The organism is Absiella sp. AM09-50 (assembly GCF_003433845.1).
Lineage (GTDB): Bacteria > Bacillota_I > Bacilli_A > Erysipelotrichales > Erysipelotrichaceae > Hoskinsella > Hoskinsella hominis.
Window position 1 is genome coordinate 92,790 of sequence record NZ_QVFI01000009.1, and the last position, 15,305, is coordinate 108,094.

18 protein-coding genes are annotated in these 15,305 nt (G+C 37.8%); 15 read left to right on the top strand and 3 right to left on the bottom strand.

Features of this window, described 5'->3' with window-relative positions; genetic code table 11:
* The first annotated feature begins 61 nt into the window (after positions 1–61).
* The 6 genes from hemA to DW114_RS09835 are packed head-to-tail and all read left to right on the top strand — an operon-like array spanning position 62 to position 7,131.
* The gene (gene hemA, locus DW114_RS09810; RefSeq protein WP_117453571.1) at positions 62–1,288 is read left to right on the top strand and encodes a glutamyl-tRNA reductase; all 1,227 of its coding nucleotides are present in this window, start codon (positions 62–64) and stop codon (positions 1,286–1,288) included.
* Positions 1,285–2,181, top strand: a complete 897-nt coding sequence (hemC, locus tag DW114_RS09815) for a hydroxymethylbilane synthase (RefSeq protein WP_117453572.1) — start codon at positions 1,285–1,287, stop codon at positions 2,179–2,181. The genes hemA and hemC overlap by 4 nt, the downstream gene beginning before the upstream one ends.
* A gap of 1 nt (position 2,182) precedes the next feature.
* A complete protein-coding gene (gene cobA, locus DW114_RS09820) occupies positions 2,183–3,616 on the top strand; it encodes a uroporphyrinogen-III C-methyltransferase (RefSeq protein ID WP_117453573.1) in 1,434 nt (477 codons plus the stop codon).
* Between the two features lies 1 nt (position 3,617).
* Positions 3,618–4,592 (top strand): porphobilinogen synthase, encoded by a 975-nt coding sequence (gene hemB, locus DW114_RS09825; RefSeq protein ID WP_117453574.1) that lies wholly within the window; start codon positions 3,618–3,620, stop codon positions 4,590–4,592.
* The gene (gene hemL / locus DW114_RS09830; RefSeq protein WP_117453575.1) at positions 4,589–5,875 is read left to right on the top strand and encodes a glutamate-1-semialdehyde 2,1-aminomutase; all 1,287 of its coding nucleotides are present in this window, start codon (positions 4,589–4,591) and stop codon (positions 5,873–5,875) included. Before hemB ends, hemL begins: the two co-directional genes overlap by 4 nt.
* Positions 5,872–7,131, top strand: a complete 1,260-nt coding sequence (locus DW114_RS09835) for a precorrin-2 dehydrogenase/sirohydrochlorin ferrochelatase family protein (protein WP_158552268.1) — start codon at positions 5,872–5,874, stop codon at positions 7,129–7,131. Before hemL ends, DW114_RS09835 begins: the two co-directional genes overlap by 4 nt.
* 13 nt (positions 7,132–7,144) lie before the next feature.
* Here the strand turns inward: DW114_RS09835 and DW114_RS09840 are convergent, their stop codons facing one another.
* Together DW114_RS09840 and DW114_RS09845 are read right to left on the bottom strand one after the other, a co-directional pair.
* On the bottom strand, positions 7,145–7,471 hold the full coding sequence (locus DW114_RS09840) for a branched-chain amino acid transporter permease (protein ID WP_117453577.1): 327 nt from the start codon (positions 7,469–7,471) through the stop codon (positions 7,145–7,147).
* Positions 7,468–8,169, bottom strand: a complete 702-nt coding sequence (locus DW114_RS09845) for an AzlC family ABC transporter permease (protein ID WP_117453578.1) — start codon at positions 8,167–8,169, stop codon at positions 7,468–7,470. The genes DW114_RS09840 and DW114_RS09845 overlap by 4 nt, the downstream gene beginning before the upstream one ends.
* 143 nt (positions 8,170–8,312) lie before the next feature.
* On the opposite strand from DW114_RS09845, the gene DW114_RS09850 reads away from it, so the two are divergent.
* The gene (locus DW114_RS09850; protein ID WP_117453579.1) at positions 8,313–8,864 is read left to right on the top strand and encodes a helix-turn-helix domain-containing protein; all 552 of its coding nucleotides are present in this window, start codon (positions 8,313–8,315) and stop codon (positions 8,862–8,864) included.
* A 16-nt stretch (positions 8,865–8,880) separates the two neighbouring features.
* Here the strand turns inward: DW114_RS09850 and DW114_RS09855 are convergent, their stop codons facing one another.
* Positions 8,881–9,453 carry a GNAT family N-acetyltransferase gene (locus DW114_RS09855; RefSeq protein ID WP_233509587.1) on the bottom strand — a complete coding sequence of 191 codons (573 nt, stop codon included), beginning with the start codon at positions 9,451–9,453 and terminating at the stop codon, positions 8,881–8,883.
* A gap of 104 nt (positions 9,454–9,557) precedes the next feature.
* Here DW114_RS09855 and DW114_RS09860 point away from each other — a divergent pair, with 104 nt between their 5' ends.
* The 8 genes from DW114_RS09860 (at position 9,558) to DW114_RS09890 (ending at position 15,259) form a co-directional block, all read left to right on the top strand.
* On the top strand, positions 9,558–10,736 hold the full coding sequence (locus tag DW114_RS09860; RefSeq protein WP_117453581.1) for a D-alanyl-D-alanine carboxypeptidase family protein: 1,179 nt from the start codon (positions 9,558–9,560) through the stop codon (positions 10,734–10,736).
* 46 nt (positions 10,737–10,782) lie between these two features.
* The gene (locus DW114_RS21505) at positions 10,783–10,938 is read left to right on the top strand and encodes a hypothetical protein (RefSeq protein ID WP_178695162.1); all 156 of its coding nucleotides are present in this window, start codon (positions 10,783–10,785) and stop codon (positions 10,936–10,938) included.
* A 113-nt stretch (positions 10,939–11,051) separates the two neighbouring features.
* On the top strand, positions 11,052–11,369 hold the full coding sequence (locus tag DW114_RS09865) for an anti-sigma factor antagonist (RefSeq protein WP_117453582.1): 318 nt from the start codon (positions 11,052–11,054) through the stop codon (positions 11,367–11,369).
* Positions 11,366–11,803: an anti-sigma F factor gene (gene spoIIAB, locus DW114_RS09870; protein ID WP_117453583.1), complete on the top strand. Its 438-nt coding sequence runs from the start codon at positions 11,366–11,368 to the stop codon at positions 11,801–11,803. The genes DW114_RS09865 and spoIIAB overlap by 4 nt, the downstream gene beginning before the upstream one ends.
* Positions 11,781–12,506, top strand: a complete 726-nt coding sequence (locus tag DW114_RS09875; RefSeq protein WP_117453584.1) for a SigB/SigF/SigG family RNA polymerase sigma factor — start codon at positions 11,781–11,783, stop codon at positions 12,504–12,506. Before spoIIAB ends, DW114_RS09875 begins: the two co-directional genes overlap by 23 nt.
* Positions 12,507–12,586: 80 nt before the next feature.
* Positions 12,587–13,219 (top strand): GNAT family N-acetyltransferase, encoded by a 633-nt coding sequence (locus DW114_RS09880; RefSeq protein WP_117453585.1) that lies wholly within the window; start codon positions 12,587–12,589, stop codon positions 13,217–13,219.
* Positions 13,220–13,229: 10 nt separating this feature from the next.
* Positions 13,230–14,282, top strand: coding sequence for a hypothetical protein (locus tag DW114_RS09885; protein WP_117453586.1), 1,053 nt, complete (start codon positions 13,230–13,232; stop codon positions 14,280–14,282).
* Between the two features lie 188 nt (positions 14,283–14,470).
* Positions 14,471–15,259 (top strand): NlpC/P60 family protein, encoded by a 789-nt coding sequence (locus tag DW114_RS09890; RefSeq protein WP_233509585.1) that lies wholly within the window; start codon positions 14,471–14,473, stop codon positions 15,257–15,259.
* Positions 15,260–15,305 lie beyond the last annotated feature (46 nt).

A 15,305-nucleotide genomic window follows, 5' to 3' on the forward strand; every position in this document is an offset into this window, starting at 1 on the left:
TTACATTCCTTGTTTCTCATCCTAAACTTCTCTATAATAAATAAGGAAGCAGGTGAGCATATTGAATTTCGCAATGATTGGCATCAGTCATGAAGAGGCTGGTGAAGAAATAAGAAAACATGTAGCATTCATGGATACCCAGAAGATGGAATTTTATGAATCGCTGTTAAATAAAGGCATCTTGCAGGCAGTGATCTTATCTACCTGTAACCGTAGTGAAGTATATTTGATTTATGATGAGGAACAACAGCTGGAAGAGGCAGTTTCTATCTATGAAAAAATGGCGGATATTTCATTACAGGGATATTTAAAAATCAAAAAAGGAAAAGCAGCACTGTTATATTTATATGAAGTATGTGCAGGATATCATTCTCTGGTGCTGGGCGAAGATCAAATTGAAGGACAATTACAGGAGGCATATGCATTCGCAAGTCATATGCAGGCATGTAAAAAACAGATGCATCGTATCTTTCAAAACTGTTTTAAAACCGTAAAACAGATCAAAACGACCTATCAGATCAGTGCGAGTCCTTTATCTATTCCTTATATTGCCATGCGTGCAATCAAACAGCTGATCACATTTGAAAATCAATGTGTATGCATCATTGGCAGTGGGGCAATGGCAAAACTTATGTTAACGTATTGTGAACATGAACCTGTGAAAAAAATTTATTTATGCAACCGGCATATGGATAAGGCCTTAGCATTAAAAGATGATGAACGTATTGAAGTCATTCCATTTGAAGAACGTTATCTCTATGCAGGAAAAAGCGATATCCTGATATCAGCGACCAGCTCGCCTCATCAAATCATTAAACAGGAAGCATATCCCACAGTTCATCAAACCAAAGTATGTGTGGATTTAGCAATGCCCCCGGATATTGATACTGGCATGAAATCATTTGGCGTTAAATTAATCGTGATCGATGATCTATCAGATGTACAGGATGCCTCTATCGCAAAACGTAAAGCCCTTTTAAAACAGGGACATGAAATGATTGAACAAGGTGTAGAGGAAACCATCACATGGCTGAATTCACAAAAACTGCAGGAAGTGCTATCCTCTTTACAGCGTAAAAGTGAAGAAAGTGCAGAAGCAGCTTATCAGCTGATCATCTCAAAAATTGACTTGGATCATCATGAACAGCGGGTTGTAAAAAAAATATTAAGATCATCTTTTTTTCGTATGGTGAAAGAACCTATGATGATGTTGTCACATGCATCAAAACAAAAGGATGAATATATAGAACTTGTATCACAGCTATTTGAAGGCGGAGGAGAAAAATGAAGATAAGAATTGGAAGCAGAGGCAGTAAACTTGCCCTGCTACAGACAAATCAGATTATGGAGATGTTGAAACAGGCATATCCACAGCATACGTATGAAATCGTCATCGTAAAGACGCATGGAGATATGAATCAGCAGGCACGTTTAGACCAGATGAATACCAGTGGGATCTTTGTGAAGAAAATAGAACAACAGCTATTGGATCATCAAATTGATCTGGCAGTCCACAGCATGAAGGATATGCCAAGTGAACTGCAGGAGGGCTTGTGTCTAGGAGATGTCATGATACGCGAAGACAGTCGCGATGTTTTGGTGCTACAGCATGCCGCTTCACTTTCTGAATTAAAGCCACATGCGATCATTGCTACTGGCAGTAAGCGTCGAAAGTATCAATTGTTAAAGCTTCGTCCGGATTTAGAAATCACACATATCCGTGGCAATATCGATACACGTTTAAAGAAAATGAAAGATATGGATCTGGATGGTATCGTTGTAGCGGCAGCTGCCATGCATCGTTTAGGATTAAAACATCAGATTACACAATACTTTGATGAAGAAGAAATGATTCCAGCTGTGACACAGGGTGCCATTGGCTTAGAATTAAGAAGTGATGATGAAGCATTAAAAGATATGATTCATAAATTATCTTTACCACTAGATACAAGAGAAATCAAAGTAGAACGGGCGTATTTAAAAGCAATGGATGGAGGATGTCATTCCCCTATTGGGGCTCGTTGTCATATCAAAGAAAACAGCATCCAGTTACGCTTTGTCTATGGAAATGAAGAGGGCACAATACTTGAAAAAAGCGTGCTAGAAGAACCATTAGAAAAGGAACATGAGATAGCTGAAATGGCAGCAGCATATATGAAACAACATGTGAAAGAAGGATAATATGGGAAAGGTATATTTAATTGGCGCTGGCTGTGGCGGTTATGATTTAATGACACAACGTGGGATTGACTTATTGAAAAAGGCAGATTGTGTGTTATATGATCGATTGATTGATCCATTGTTGTTACAGCTGGTACCTGCGCATTGTGAATGCATCAATGTAGGAAAAGAAAATCATCATCATACGATGCCGCAAACAAAGATTGAAGAAACATTGATTGAAAAAGCATCACGATATGAGCGTGTCATCCGTTTAAAAGGCGGGGACCCTTATGTATTTGGCCGTGGTGGAGAGGAAGTTCTCGCCTTAACAAAAGCCAATATTGACTTTGAGGTAGTGCCGGGTATATCCAGCAGTATTGCGGCGCTTACCTATGCAGGTATACCCATTACCCAGCGTGGAATCAATCGTGGCTTTCGTGTATACAGTGCACATACCAAAGATGATGAAATCAATGATTTAGATTATCGCTCTATGGCCTGTAGTAGTGATACCCTTGTGTTTTTAATGGGATTAAAACATAAGCAGGAGGTATTTCAGGGGTTACTTGACCATGGCAAAGCGAAAGACACCCCCATTGCCCTTATTTCCAACGGGGCACGATATAATCAAAAAAGTATCTATTCCACCTTGCAGGAGGCATTAAATCAAGACTTTGATATGGAAAGTCCTTGTACGATCGTGGTAGGTGATGTGGTTGCCTTACATGAACAAATGGATTTTTATACATCTAAACCATTACTTCATAAACGTATTCTCATTCCTAATTTAGATCATCACTTAATTGGAGAAGATTTACGAGAAGCGGGTGCCATGGTAGAAGAGGTACAGGTGGGAGAAATAGAAGAATATAAAAATGCATTGGCAGATATCGATATAATGGATTATTCCTGTATCCTGTTCACAAGTCGCCATGGTGTATCATCTTTCTTTCATTCTCTGATGGAAAAAGGCTGTGATACTCGTTGTCTTTCCCATATAAAATTTGCCTGTATTGGAGAAAAGACTGCAAAGGAATTACGTGAATTTGGTATTTTATCCGATATCATCTGTGCCCAAAGTGACAGCTGGCATATGGCAGAATTACTGAAACAGACGATTTCAAAAGACGAATGCATCCTGTTGGCAAAAGCCGACAATGATAATACGATCTTACAGGAGGCATTATCCGATTATGATGTACATGTAGTCGCAATGTATCATACCATCATGAAGCCATTTACGACCACTTATGAACACTATGATGCCATGATGGCTTCTAGTGCCTTTCATGTAAAGGCATGTAAAGATCTATTCGCACATATAGATACCATATTTTCCATAGGACCACATACCACCAAAGCATGTCGTAAATATGGCGCAAAACACATCATAGAAAGTAAAACAGCAGATAAAAAAGCACTGTTGTCATTAATAAAAGAGGAGCTGAAATAATATGTATCGAGGAAGAAGACTAAGAAAAAATCCTGTGATTCGCAACATGATGAAGGAAACCAGGTTGGATAAATCAGAATTGATCTATCCATTGTTTATCGTAGAAGGGGACAATATCAAAGAAGAAATCGCCTCTATGCCCAATGTATACCATTATTCCATTGACCGTTTACATGAGGTATTAGATGAAATGATTTCCTGTGGCATCTTCAGCTGTATTCTGTTTGGAATACCAGCCCATAAGGATGAAACAGGTTCTCAGGCATATGCATCCGATGGCATTGTACAACGTGCCATTCGCTTTATCAAAGCATATGATGAACGATTCTATGTCATTGGGGATGTTTGTATGTGTGAATACACTTCACATGGACATTGTGGTATCTTAGATGAACACCATGATGTTGATAATGATGCGACATTACCTGTATTATCTAAAATCGCAGTCAGCTATGCATTGGCAGGTATTGATATGGTGGCACCAAGTGATATGATGGATGGACATATTAAAGCCCTTCGTGAAGCACTGGATGAAGCTGGTTTTACTAATGTGGCAATCATGGGATACAGCGCAAAATTTGCGTCTAGCTACTATGGACCATTTCGTGAAGCCGCAGACTCTGCGCCATGTTTTGGCGATCGCAAAAGCTATCAGATGGATTATGCCAATGGACAAGAGGCACAGCGTGAAATCTTAGCGGATATCGAAGAAGGCGCAGATATCGTTATGGTAAAACCAGCCTTGTGCTATTTAGATATTGTGGCACGTGCCAAGGAGCATATCCATACACCAATCTGTGTATATAATGTCAGTGGAGAATACAGTATGCTGATGCAGGCTATCTATGCTGGACTGATGAAAGAAGATGTCATCTATGAAAGTGTCTTATCCATGAAACGTGCAGGTGCGGATATGATCATTACATATTTCGCCTTGTATTTAGCACAGCTGATCGATGAAGGAGGCATACAATAATGCATCAAAGAAGTGAAGCTTTCTTCCAACAAGCATGTAAAAAAATACCAGGCGGCGTTAATTCGCCAGTACGTGCATTTTCCAGTGCGAATGAAACACCTTTATTTGTCGATCATGCATCTGGTTCACATATCTATGATGTAGATGGCAATGACTATCTTGATTATATCTGTTCCTGGGGACCTATGATCCTAGGACATGCCCATCCATTATTGACAAATCATATGCAGGAAGTCATAGAAAAAGGAATCAGTTATGGCTTATGTGCACCAGAAGAACTTGTATTGGCAGATTTAATCGTTGATGCCTATCCTGGAATCGATATGGTGCGTATGGTCAATTCAGGCACAGAAGCCACCATGTCTGCCATACGTGTGGCTAGAGGCTATACGGGTAAAGATAAAATCATCAAATTTGAAGGCTGTTATCATGGACACAGCGATTGTTTATTGGTAAGCTCAGGCTCTGGTGCATTGACATTTGGGACACCAACAAGTCCTGGGGTACCTGAAGATGTTGTGAAAAATACACTGGTATGTGAATACAATCACATTGATTCCGTAAAAGCATGTATCAAAGCCAATCCTCATGAGATTGCCTGTATTATTATAGAGCCGATTGCCGGCAATATGGGACTTGTGAACGCTGATAAAAAGTTCTTGCAGGATTTAAGAAAACTTTGCGAGGAAGAAAAAATCATATTGATCTTTGATGAAGTAATTTCAGGCTTTCGTATCGCCTATGGCGGGGCAGCACAATATTATGGCGTCACACCAGATATGGCATGTTTTGGCAAAATCATAGGCGCAGGTCTTCCAGTAGGTGCTTATGGTGGTAAAAAAGCCATCATGGATATGGTATCTCCAAGTGGACCTGTCTATCAGGCAGGCACCCTGTCAGGAAATCCTTTGGCGATGCACTTAGGTGTTCGCTTACTCACATATCTAAAACAACATCCACAAGTATATGAAGAATTAAATCAGAAAGGTGCTTACCTAAAAGAGGGTATACAAGATATCCTAAACGAATATAATCTGCCATATCAGATTCATCAATGCGGCAGTCTGTTGACACTGTTTTTTACAGACCACACGATAAAATCTTATCGTGATGTAAAAGATATCGATCAGAAGGCATTTGTGTCTTACTTCCAATATCTCTATGATCATGGCATTCTGATTGCGCCATCCCCATATGAATGTATGTTTTTATCCACAGCACATACGATGGAAGAACTAGATCACACACTATCCATCATCAAGGAAGCATTAAAACGCTTATGAGTATACTGCTCAGATATGATATCAAAGATCAGCCAGTCTTGATTATAGGTGCAGGCCATGTTGGCCTTCGTAAAGCAAAAGAATACAGAGTGCAGGGAGCGAAGCTTACAATATTATCCAAAACTTTTTTAGAAGAGTGTTGTGATATCCCTTGTATTCATGATGCATATGCGCCATCATACTTAAATGGCTACAAGCTTGTATATGCAGCCACTAATGATCCCTTACTGAATCATCAAATCACTATGGATTGTAAAGCAATGGGCATTCTTTGTTTAAGCGCAACCAAAGGGGAAGTTGGCAGTGTGCTGTCTTATGAAGATGATAATGTAATCATTGGCGTATCTACCAAAGGCCGATATCCTGCTATTAATCGTATTATGTTAGAACGCTTTGCACAGGTATATGAAGAAGAATACGCAGGGGAAATGCCTTATTTATATGCATTGCGTGAAAAGCTTCTTTCCATCCTGCCTGCTCGAAAAGAAGCATATAGCTTATTAAAAAAACTGCCTGTGTATCCTGTATCTTTTCTAAAGTTTTTATTAGAGGCGATACAAAAAAAGCAAGCATGTCTGCTTGTCTTTCATGGTGTAAAGATACAATCGGTATTAGGTGGGGAAATCACTTCTTTTATAGAAGCTTTGAAACAACAAAATTCAGCTTATGCATATCACTTTGCATTTCTCAGTGATATGGTCATAAATACATTAAATCAAACGCATATGGAAGTATTGTCATTAGAAGAAAGCTTGTCGATTTTACATGCTTGTCATATTGAAGTTTCATTATATCCGATGTTGATGCAGGATGGCCGTTTTCATATTCAAATCAAAGAGTTACTACAGCCTTATCAGGCAAAGCTGCTTACACTTCCTTTTGATGGACAAAGAGAAGTCGTACAGCTTATCGATATAATTGAACAGACATATAGTAAACCTCATCAGGATTTACTTATTGTATATCATTCCAGTACACATGGTGCATTTTCCAAGTATGCAGCACAATGCAAGGTAAAAAAACATACCAGAATCATACAGGAAAAGCAAGTGCCATTCTTAGATAGTGCTACCTTCACAAAGCAGATCATGATTTTCTCTTTATATATGTTATCTGGCACACATATGCAAAAGGATAAAGAAGCACTAATGAAGCAGTTCCATGATCATGATATCACCATGATACAGAAAAGCTGTCTACAAGAACCATCGCTTCAACAACTGTTGTTTCATAAAATACAAGCTCAAACAGGATAATTCTCCTGTTTTTTTAGATGAAACAATATTGAACCAAAAACATATACAGGATTGTACCTCCTGCGATACTTAGCAACATATTGTTTTTCCATTGATGAAAGAAAACAACACAGCCAATAGCAATAAGCTCTGGCAGACAATGAAAATCACTAAATACGGCATCCTTTAAGGAATAGAGGATCAACAGACCAATCACGGCATTCGGTAACACTTTTCCTAAGAATTTAATAAAAGCAGGCGGGGTCTTATACGCAGGAAATATGATAAATGGTAAAAATCGCGTCAACATGGTTCCCAAAACGACGATCATGATAATGATGATTTGCTGAATGAATGTCATGATGCATCACCTTCACTTTCTATTTCCAAAGAGGAACGCTTCATCGCAAAACTACATACGATCAATAACATCGAAGGAATCATAAAATTCTGAGCACCAAATAGTAATAGACAAATAAGGGAGCTGAAGATGCCGATGATTGCAGGTGTATGATCTTTGGCCGCTTTCCATTGATTGATAAACATGACAACAAAAAGTGCACTCATCACAAATTCGATCCCGGTCGTATCAAAATGAATGATATATCCCAACAATCCACCTAAGGTCGCACCAACGACCCAATAGATATGATTAAGAAGTGTAACCCAAAACATAAACCATCCACGATCAATATCCAAAGGTGGGATAGTGGAGCAGTTAATCGAAAAAGATTCATCACACATCCCAAAAATCAAATAATATTTTTTGATGCCACAATCTTTATAAGTATCCAGCATAGAAATCCCATAAAAAAGATGTCTAGCGTTCACCATCAACGTTAATAATAAGGCATATAAAGGATTAAATGCAGATAATAATAAATTGACCGTCACAAATTCCATAGAACCTGCGAAGATGAACATACTCATGAACATCGGATACAAAAATGAGAATCCTTTACTTTTCATCAGGAACCCATAAGAAATTCCTAAAAATAAAAATCCAACACAAATCGGTAGGGTATGGGGCAGTGCCACCTTCAAAGCTTTTCGTTTCATAGACAGTTCTCCTTGCTTTTTTACGTTACTTCTCCTATAATAACTATATTCTTATATCTAACATACGTAAGATATATTGAATGTTTATACGATATATTTTACGTTTGTTCACTATAATTGTCAAGCATAAAGAAAGGAACGCTATGGAACCAGGAAAAATTATCGCAGTGAATTTAAAAAAATTAAGAACGGAAAGAAATTTGAGCTTAGGAGCATTGGCAAGTATTTCAGGTATCAGTAAGACGATGTTGTCAGATATAGAAAAAGGCAACAGTAATCCCACCATCAATACCGTTTGGAAAATCGCCAATGGTCTAAAGGTTCCCTATACCAAATTGATTGATGGCGTAGATGATGAAACCACCATCGTACAAAGAAAAGAAACCATCAAACAAACAAGTGAAAACAATGCCTATCGCGTATATTGTTATTACACCACGACACCGACTAGAAACTTTGAATTATTCTATTGTGAATTAGATGCCAAGGCATCCAATAGCTCCATTGGACATAGTGAAAAATCGCAAGAATATATTTATGTCATGCAGGGAGAACTTATATTGGATACCGAAAATGGTGAATTCATTTTAAAAGAAGGAGATAGCATTGCCTTTGATTCCTCTATCTCGCATACCTATATCAATCCAAAGGAAATAACGACTAGCTTCATGGTCATTAATTATTATCCCAGCTAAAAAAGCCATAACTCTGTCACGATTGTGTATCAGAGTTATGGCTTTCTTTCCATTCATCTTCTAAAATTGACATTAAAATATCATCTGCATATTGCGTTTTATCCCATATCGCATCACGAAGTCTGCCTTCTTCCCGATATCCTGCCTTCAGGTATGCTTTATACGCATGTTCATTGAAAGCAAACACATTTAAAGATAAGCGATGAAGATGTAAGCTTTCAAAGGCAAAATCTCTTGTCGTACAAATTGCCCAGAAGCCAATACCTTTGCCACGCATCGTTGGCGAAAATAAATATATCCTGAAATTAGCACTTCTTGATTCCCAGTCAATTTCATTGATGACACTTTCTCCAATCATGGTGCCATCAGGAGCAAAAATCAAAAAATCATAACGATTTGGATCATGTAAACAATTTTGAAAATATGTGGTAACTTCCTCTTTCGTGTAATGATTTTTACTGCCAGTCATACGTATTCCTTCATCATCTTGTCTACAAAAGCCCTGAATATAATATTCTTCCATATCTTCTATTCTGGAAGAACGCATGAGATAGCCCTGATATTCCCATGTCTTATCACTTTGCATCATGATCACCTCGTTAATCATGGTACATGATATCTGATGAAATTTCAACCGGGTAGTTGTTCTTATTTATACAAGATTCACATAGGCTTATAGTGAGGTTGATAACGATGAAAAAGATATGTCTACTAATACTATGTGCATGTATGATGCTTCCTGTACTTACCATGCCTGTCAAATGTGTTGAAAAGAAAGAAGAACCACAAACAAATGTTTTAGCTCCCAGTGCAAAAGGTGTATATCTGTGTGAAAATACAACAGGGAAAGTCATATATGCACGCAATGAAAAAGAAAAGCTATATCCAGCTTCCATGACCAAAATGATGGGATTATTACTTATATTTGAATCTTTACATGATGGAAAACTTAAATGGGAGGATACGGTAACCACCAGTGAATATGCCGCCAGTATGGGTGGCTCACAGGTTTTTCTTGAAGTCAATGAAACTATGAGCGTCAAAGATATGATCAAAAGTATCTGTATCGCTTCTGCTAATGATGCAATGGTTGCCATGTCAGAAAAGGTTGGTGGCAGTGTAGATGGTTTTGTGGAAATGATGAATGAAAAAGCCAAAACTTTAAAATTAAGCAATACCCACTTTGCGAATCCTACCGGTTTGCATGATCCAGACCATTATTCCTGCGCAAAAGATATGGCTATTATTGCCCGTGCCCTGATCAAGGAAGGCGGGGAAGAGCTGTTGAAAATCACCAGTACGTATGATGCATATATCAGAGAAAACAGTGACTCAAAATTCTGGCTGGTCAATACTAACAAGCTGTTAAAACAATATCCCGGAGTAGATGGCTTAAAGACTGGATTTACTACAGAGGCATTATCCTGTATTACTACAACAGCCAAAAAAGATGGTTTGCGTTTAATTGGTGTAGTCATGGGAGAGCCAAGCAGCAAGGTAAGAAATAAAGAAATGATACAACTGCTGGATTATGGATTCTCACAATATGAACAGGCAACCCTGTATAAAAAAGGCACAAAGATAGAAACAAAAAAATTTGAAAATGGAAAGCCAGCCACTGCTGGTATTGTGACATTAGATGATGTATCCTATGTGTATCAAAAAGGATCACAGCCAAAAGAAACCAAAAAAGAAATCAAGATCGATGCCCAATTGCCTTATAAAGCCAATAAGAAAATCGGTACAATGGAAATTACGATGTCTGATGGCTATCATATGCAGGTACCCATTGGTGTGGATCATGATGTGGTACCATTAAACTTTGTGGATATTTTTATGAAAACATTTGAGGATATATTTGTCAATAGTTAAATTGGTAAAACGACACATACTATGGGAGTAAAGGAAGTGTTGAATCATGTCACGTCTTGCATGGATTGTTTTATTTCTTGCATTGGCAGGATTGTTCATCTTATTATACAGCCTGTTGAAGGTTGCTCATGATGCAGATGAGCGTGCTGGCTATATGGAAGAATACAGCTGGGATTTAGATGATGAAGAAGAGGATGATTAAGGCATATCTGATATGGATATGCTTTTTTTGACTGCTTTTGACAACCTTTGTCGAATATCCACAAGCCGAAATAAAAAAGTGATAAGATAGTCCAGGTGAAAGGGTGATAAAACATGAAGCATCAATTTAAAGATGGTATCCTGTATTTCTATTTCTTTGGCGATTTAGATAATCTCAGTGTAACCAATCTGAAACAGATCTGTATCGATCTGATAGAACAATACCAGCCAACGATTGTGAAACTAGATTTTGAGGAAGTGACCTTTGTTGATAGTACAGGTATTGGATTTGTATTAGCACGATATAAACAGTTGAAACGAAAAGGCAGCACTTTGGTGGTATGCAACCTGTCAAATGCCAATGAGAAGCTGTTTCAGATGTCAGGCATCTTTCAGATCATACGACATGAAAGAAATGAGGTAAAACTATGAATAAAATGAAACTGGAATTCTACAGTAAATTAGAAAATGAAGCATTTGCGAGAACCTCAGTTGTGGCATTTTTAATGCCGTTAGATCTTCCTATGGAAGATGTGATGGAAATCAAAACAATTTTAGCGGAAGCAGTCGTCAATGCGATGATTCATGGATATGAGAATGTAGAGGATGGCATCATCCTGCTGGAAGTCAGCTATGATGAGCATTATATCTATATCCACGTGAAAGATGATGGCTGTGGTATTGATGATATCCAAAAAGCCATGGAGCCAATGTATACCAGCAAAGAGTATTTGGAGCGAAGTGGTATGGGAATGACCATAATGCAGACATTTGCGGATGAATTCCATATTCATAGTGAAGCGGGAAAGGGATGTGATCTGCAAATCAAAAAGAAGATCAGACATGGAAATCAAACGGAGCAATGAAGAACTGATTCATCTGATTCAACAAGGGGACAACAAAGCAAGAGATGAATTCGTTGCGCAGAATACACCGCTTGTCTATTCTATTGTGAAACGATTTCATCGACCGAAACAAAGCCAGGATGATTTATTTCAAATAGGCTGTGTGGGATTGATGAAAGCCCTGAATCATTTTGATGTCAGTTATGGTGTAAAGTTTTCTACATATGCAGTACCAATTATTATGGGAGAAATCAAACGATACTTTCGTGATGATGGCAGTATGCGAATATCCCGTTCCATTAAAGAAGGTTATTTAACGATGCTGAAAAGCAAAGAAAAACTATTTCAACAGCTGCATCATGAGCCAACCTATCAGGAGATCGCAGATGATTTACAATTAGATGTTGGCGATGTAATCGTGGCATTTGAAGCAAATCAGTTTGTTTATTCTTTAGATGAAACCATCTATGAAAACGATGGCTCACCAATTCTATTAGAAGATAAAGTGAAAAATCGTAAAGAAGAAGATGTCGTGATGAAGGTCAGTTTGGAGAATGAAGTAAAACGCTTAGAAGAACGTGATCAGCTGCTATTACACTATCGCTATGATTTAGGTATGAAGCAGGAGGATATTGCCCGAAAATTGTCGATTTCCCAGGTACAGGTATCCCGTTTAGAGAAAAAAATATTGAAAAAGCTGAAAGAACGTCTAGTGAATGTTTAATTACATAAGACGTTCTTTTCATAATTTACACATATCGAAGAAATATGATATAATAGGGCGAGGAATAAGGATGTGAAAAAATGTCATTCGCTGGTTTATATGAATTAAATGACTATGAAATTGCCAATCTTTATAAAGAAATGGCAGAGAATTTTTATGAGGATGAACTGTATAAAACCGTATTTCCATATAAAAAATCAAGAAGGCGCCTGGTAAAGTATTTCTTTAAACACTACTTGGCTGCAATTCGTCCATACAGTCATTTTATCGCAGATAGTAAAGAACTGCACAGTGTGATGGTGGTCTATGATACATCACTTGAAAACGCATGGAAATATCATCTGCGTTTATTTAGTCTGAATATGAAAATGATTCCCATGCTGATATCCACTCATTCCTTTCAGGTCATATGGCATGTGATCAAGTGCTGGGATATGTTTACCAGCCGCTGGGTCAAAGAATTTGTGACACATGAGTCATATCATATTGATCTGATGTATACAAAAAAAGAGGATCGAAAACAGGGACTAGCTAAAATGCTGATTACACGTGTATGTGAAGATGCAAAAGAAAAAGGGTTTGATGTGACAATGGAAACACATCATAAAGACAATCTGGCATTATATGAAGAAACCGGCTTTAAATTGATGAGTGTCATTACACATGACAATTATGATTTGAAGCAGTATTGTTTATTGATAAGAAATGAATAGAGGTGTAGATATGAATCTAAAACATAGAGTACAAAATTTTTGGAAGTATTTTGAAACGGTACAGAGCACTATTGAACAGGCATTACAAGAAGGTGATCAACACGAATTAGATCATCTGCTAGAGGATTTAAATCATCGATTAGCGACGATTGTCGGCACAAAGATGGAGCTGGAAATGAATGAAAATGGCTTCTATGAAATGACATTTCCAAGCGGTGGAGATAAGAACGTACAATTTTGCAGCGCTTTATTAGTGAAAGATGCACCAGAACAGTTAAAAGAAAACTGGATCCTGAATCCATGGCGGCCACCATTATCACAAAAAGCAATGAACAGCTATATTGATGTGAAAGGAAAACGCTATGGTGGGGCAGACTTTAAAATCTATTACAAAATCAATGAAGCATTAAAGATGCTGGATATTGAAGTATATTGTGAAGCATTAAAGGATATGGAAGAAGATTATCGTAACCGTCTGGTTGCTTATATGCTGGAGCTGTTCATTGGAGAACTGGAGCTGGAAGCAAGAATCAACAGCATTACGATCATTGACACACCAAGTGATGAAGAAAATGTGTGTCTTTTACCTAACTTTTACGAAGATATCTGTGATATCATCATTGATGAAGAGTGGAGCGAGTACCATGATCCTACCACTATTTATATGGCATACAAACTGGATGAAAAGCTGCCAAGTGAAACCCTTCGTAAAGATATGAAGATGATCATTACCACCAATCCACAACTTCAGGAGGAATTGTTAAATCAAGAATACCAGTCATGTAAAGATATGAAAGAGCGTGGCGCAGAATATGGCTATCTATTTTATGAAGTCTTATATGAAGATGAAAAAGAAGCACTATTACGTCAACAGCTAGAAAAGGAAATCAATAAATTATTCTATGATATGTCACTAGCTAGAACGATTGGCGGGGCAATTGGTATCCATTATTCTTATATTGATGTCGCAGTCTTTGATATTGACGGTTTTAAGATTGCATTAGAAAAACTGAACGAAAAATTAAGTTTTAAAATCTATTATCGTTCATTTTTAGAGAATTAGGACAGTCAGAAAGATGACTGTCTTTTTTTATCTAAATAATCACAGCTGTGTCACATAAATGCTAAAAATGCATTTAATATCACAAAAAGGTCATAAAATGTAGGCTAAAGGGTTTACGTGTGACAAAGTTTTGTGTATAGTATGAGTAGGAAGTAAGAAACACAGTTTAAAACAAGGAGGACATGAAGATGAAAAAATCTAAAATGTTGACATATAGTACATGCGCATTATTAAGCGCTGGATTGATTTGTGGTGGTATCGTTTATAACAATACAACAGCTGAAAGTACTAAGGTTGCGGCAATCGGTTTGACGAATATCGATTCAGGCACTAAAGATATTATGAAACAGGTACAGGAAGTCACTACAAAGAAAAATGCTAAGAAAGCTACACCAAAAGCAGAAACAAGTAAAAAAGAAACAAAGAAAGAAACCGTTGAAAAAGAACAACAAACAAATGAAACAGCGCAGGCTGTGGAAAATAACGAAGTTAATGAAACACAAACACAGGCCCCTGCAAAGACACAACAGTCACAGCCAAAGCAGGAAAGCACGCCTTCTCCTTCCAAAAAACAAGAAGCTCCACAGCCTCAGCAGGAAGCAGTTACAAATCCTATTGCCCAGACAGCATTATCTTATGTAGGTGCAAACATGTGGTGTGAAGAAGTCGCAGAAAAAAGTATTGAAGCAGTAGGAAAATCCGCATGGATCACAGTAGAAGAAGAGGATGGCGATGCGATCGTTGAACATCACATCATGGGACCAGACAACTTCTTGCAAATCGCTTCACAGGTTTCTTTAGATAACTTACAGCAAGGTGATTTATTATACTATGCAAATAATGGCAGTGGTAAAAGTCACATCGCTGTTTATGTAGGTAATGGACAAGTCGTACATGGTGGATACAATGGTGCAAACGTTGTTATCGCCGGCATCTATTTACCAGGCGCATCAACACCAATCGGATTACGTGTGTAATCCGATTTTTTTGTCGCATGTTGTCACATCCCTTATCATATACTGA

Excerpts from the sequence above, each read along its gene's own strand:
- hemC (WP_117453572.1), top strand. The coding sequence starts at position 1,285 with ATGAAGATAAGAATTGGAAGCAGAGGCAGTAAACTTGCCCTGCTACAG.
- cobA (WP_117453573.1), top strand. The coding sequence starts at position 2,183 with ATGGGAAAGGTATATTTAATTGGCGCTGGCTGTGGCGGTTATGATTTA.
- hemB (WP_117453574.1), top strand. The coding sequence starts at position 3,618 with ATGTATCGAGGAAGAAGACTAAGAAAAAATCCTGTGATTCGCAACATG.
- DW114_RS09835 (WP_158552268.1), top strand. The coding sequence starts at position 5,872 with ATGAGTATACTGCTCAGATATGATATCAAAGATCAGCCAGTCTTGATT.
- DW114_RS09840 (WP_117453577.1), bottom strand. The coding sequence starts at position 7,471 with ATGACATTCATTCAGCAAATCATCATTATCATGATCGTCGTTTTGGGA.
- DW114_RS09845 (WP_117453578.1), bottom strand. The coding sequence starts at position 8,169 with ATGAAACGAAAAGCTTTGAAGGTGGCACTGCCCCATACCCTACCGATT.
- DW114_RS09850 (WP_117453579.1), top strand. The coding sequence starts at position 8,313 with ATGGAACCAGGAAAAATTATCGCAGTGAATTTAAAAAAATTAAGAACG.
- DW114_RS09855 (WP_233509587.1), bottom strand. The coding sequence starts at position 9,453 with ATGATGCAAAGTGATAAGACATGGGAATATCAGGGCTATCTCATGCGT.
- DW114_RS09860 (WP_117453581.1), top strand. The coding sequence starts at position 9,558 with ATGAAAAAGATATGTCTACTAATACTATGTGCATGTATGATGCTTCCT.
- DW114_RS21505 (WP_178695162.1), top strand. The coding sequence starts at position 10,783 with ATGTCACGTCTTGCATGGATTGTTTTATTTCTTGCATTGGCAGGATTG.
- DW114_RS09865 (WP_117453582.1), top strand. The coding sequence starts at position 11,052 with ATGAAGCATCAATTTAAAGATGGTATCCTGTATTTCTATTTCTTTGGC.
- spoIIAB (WP_117453583.1), top strand. The coding sequence starts at position 11,366 with ATGAATAAAATGAAACTGGAATTCTACAGTAAATTAGAAAATGAAGCA.
- DW114_RS09875 (WP_117453584.1), top strand. The coding sequence starts at position 11,781 with ATGGAAATCAAACGGAGCAATGAAGAACTGATTCATCTGATTCAACAA.
- DW114_RS09880 (WP_117453585.1), top strand. The coding sequence starts at position 12,587 with ATGTCATTCGCTGGTTTATATGAATTAAATGACTATGAAATTGCCAAT.
- DW114_RS09885 (WP_117453586.1), top strand. The coding sequence starts at position 13,230 with ATGAATCTAAAACATAGAGTACAAAATTTTTGGAAGTATTTTGAAACG.
- DW114_RS09890 (WP_233509585.1), top strand. The coding sequence starts at position 14,471 with ATGAAAAAATCTAAAATGTTGACATATAGTACATGCGCATTATTAAGC.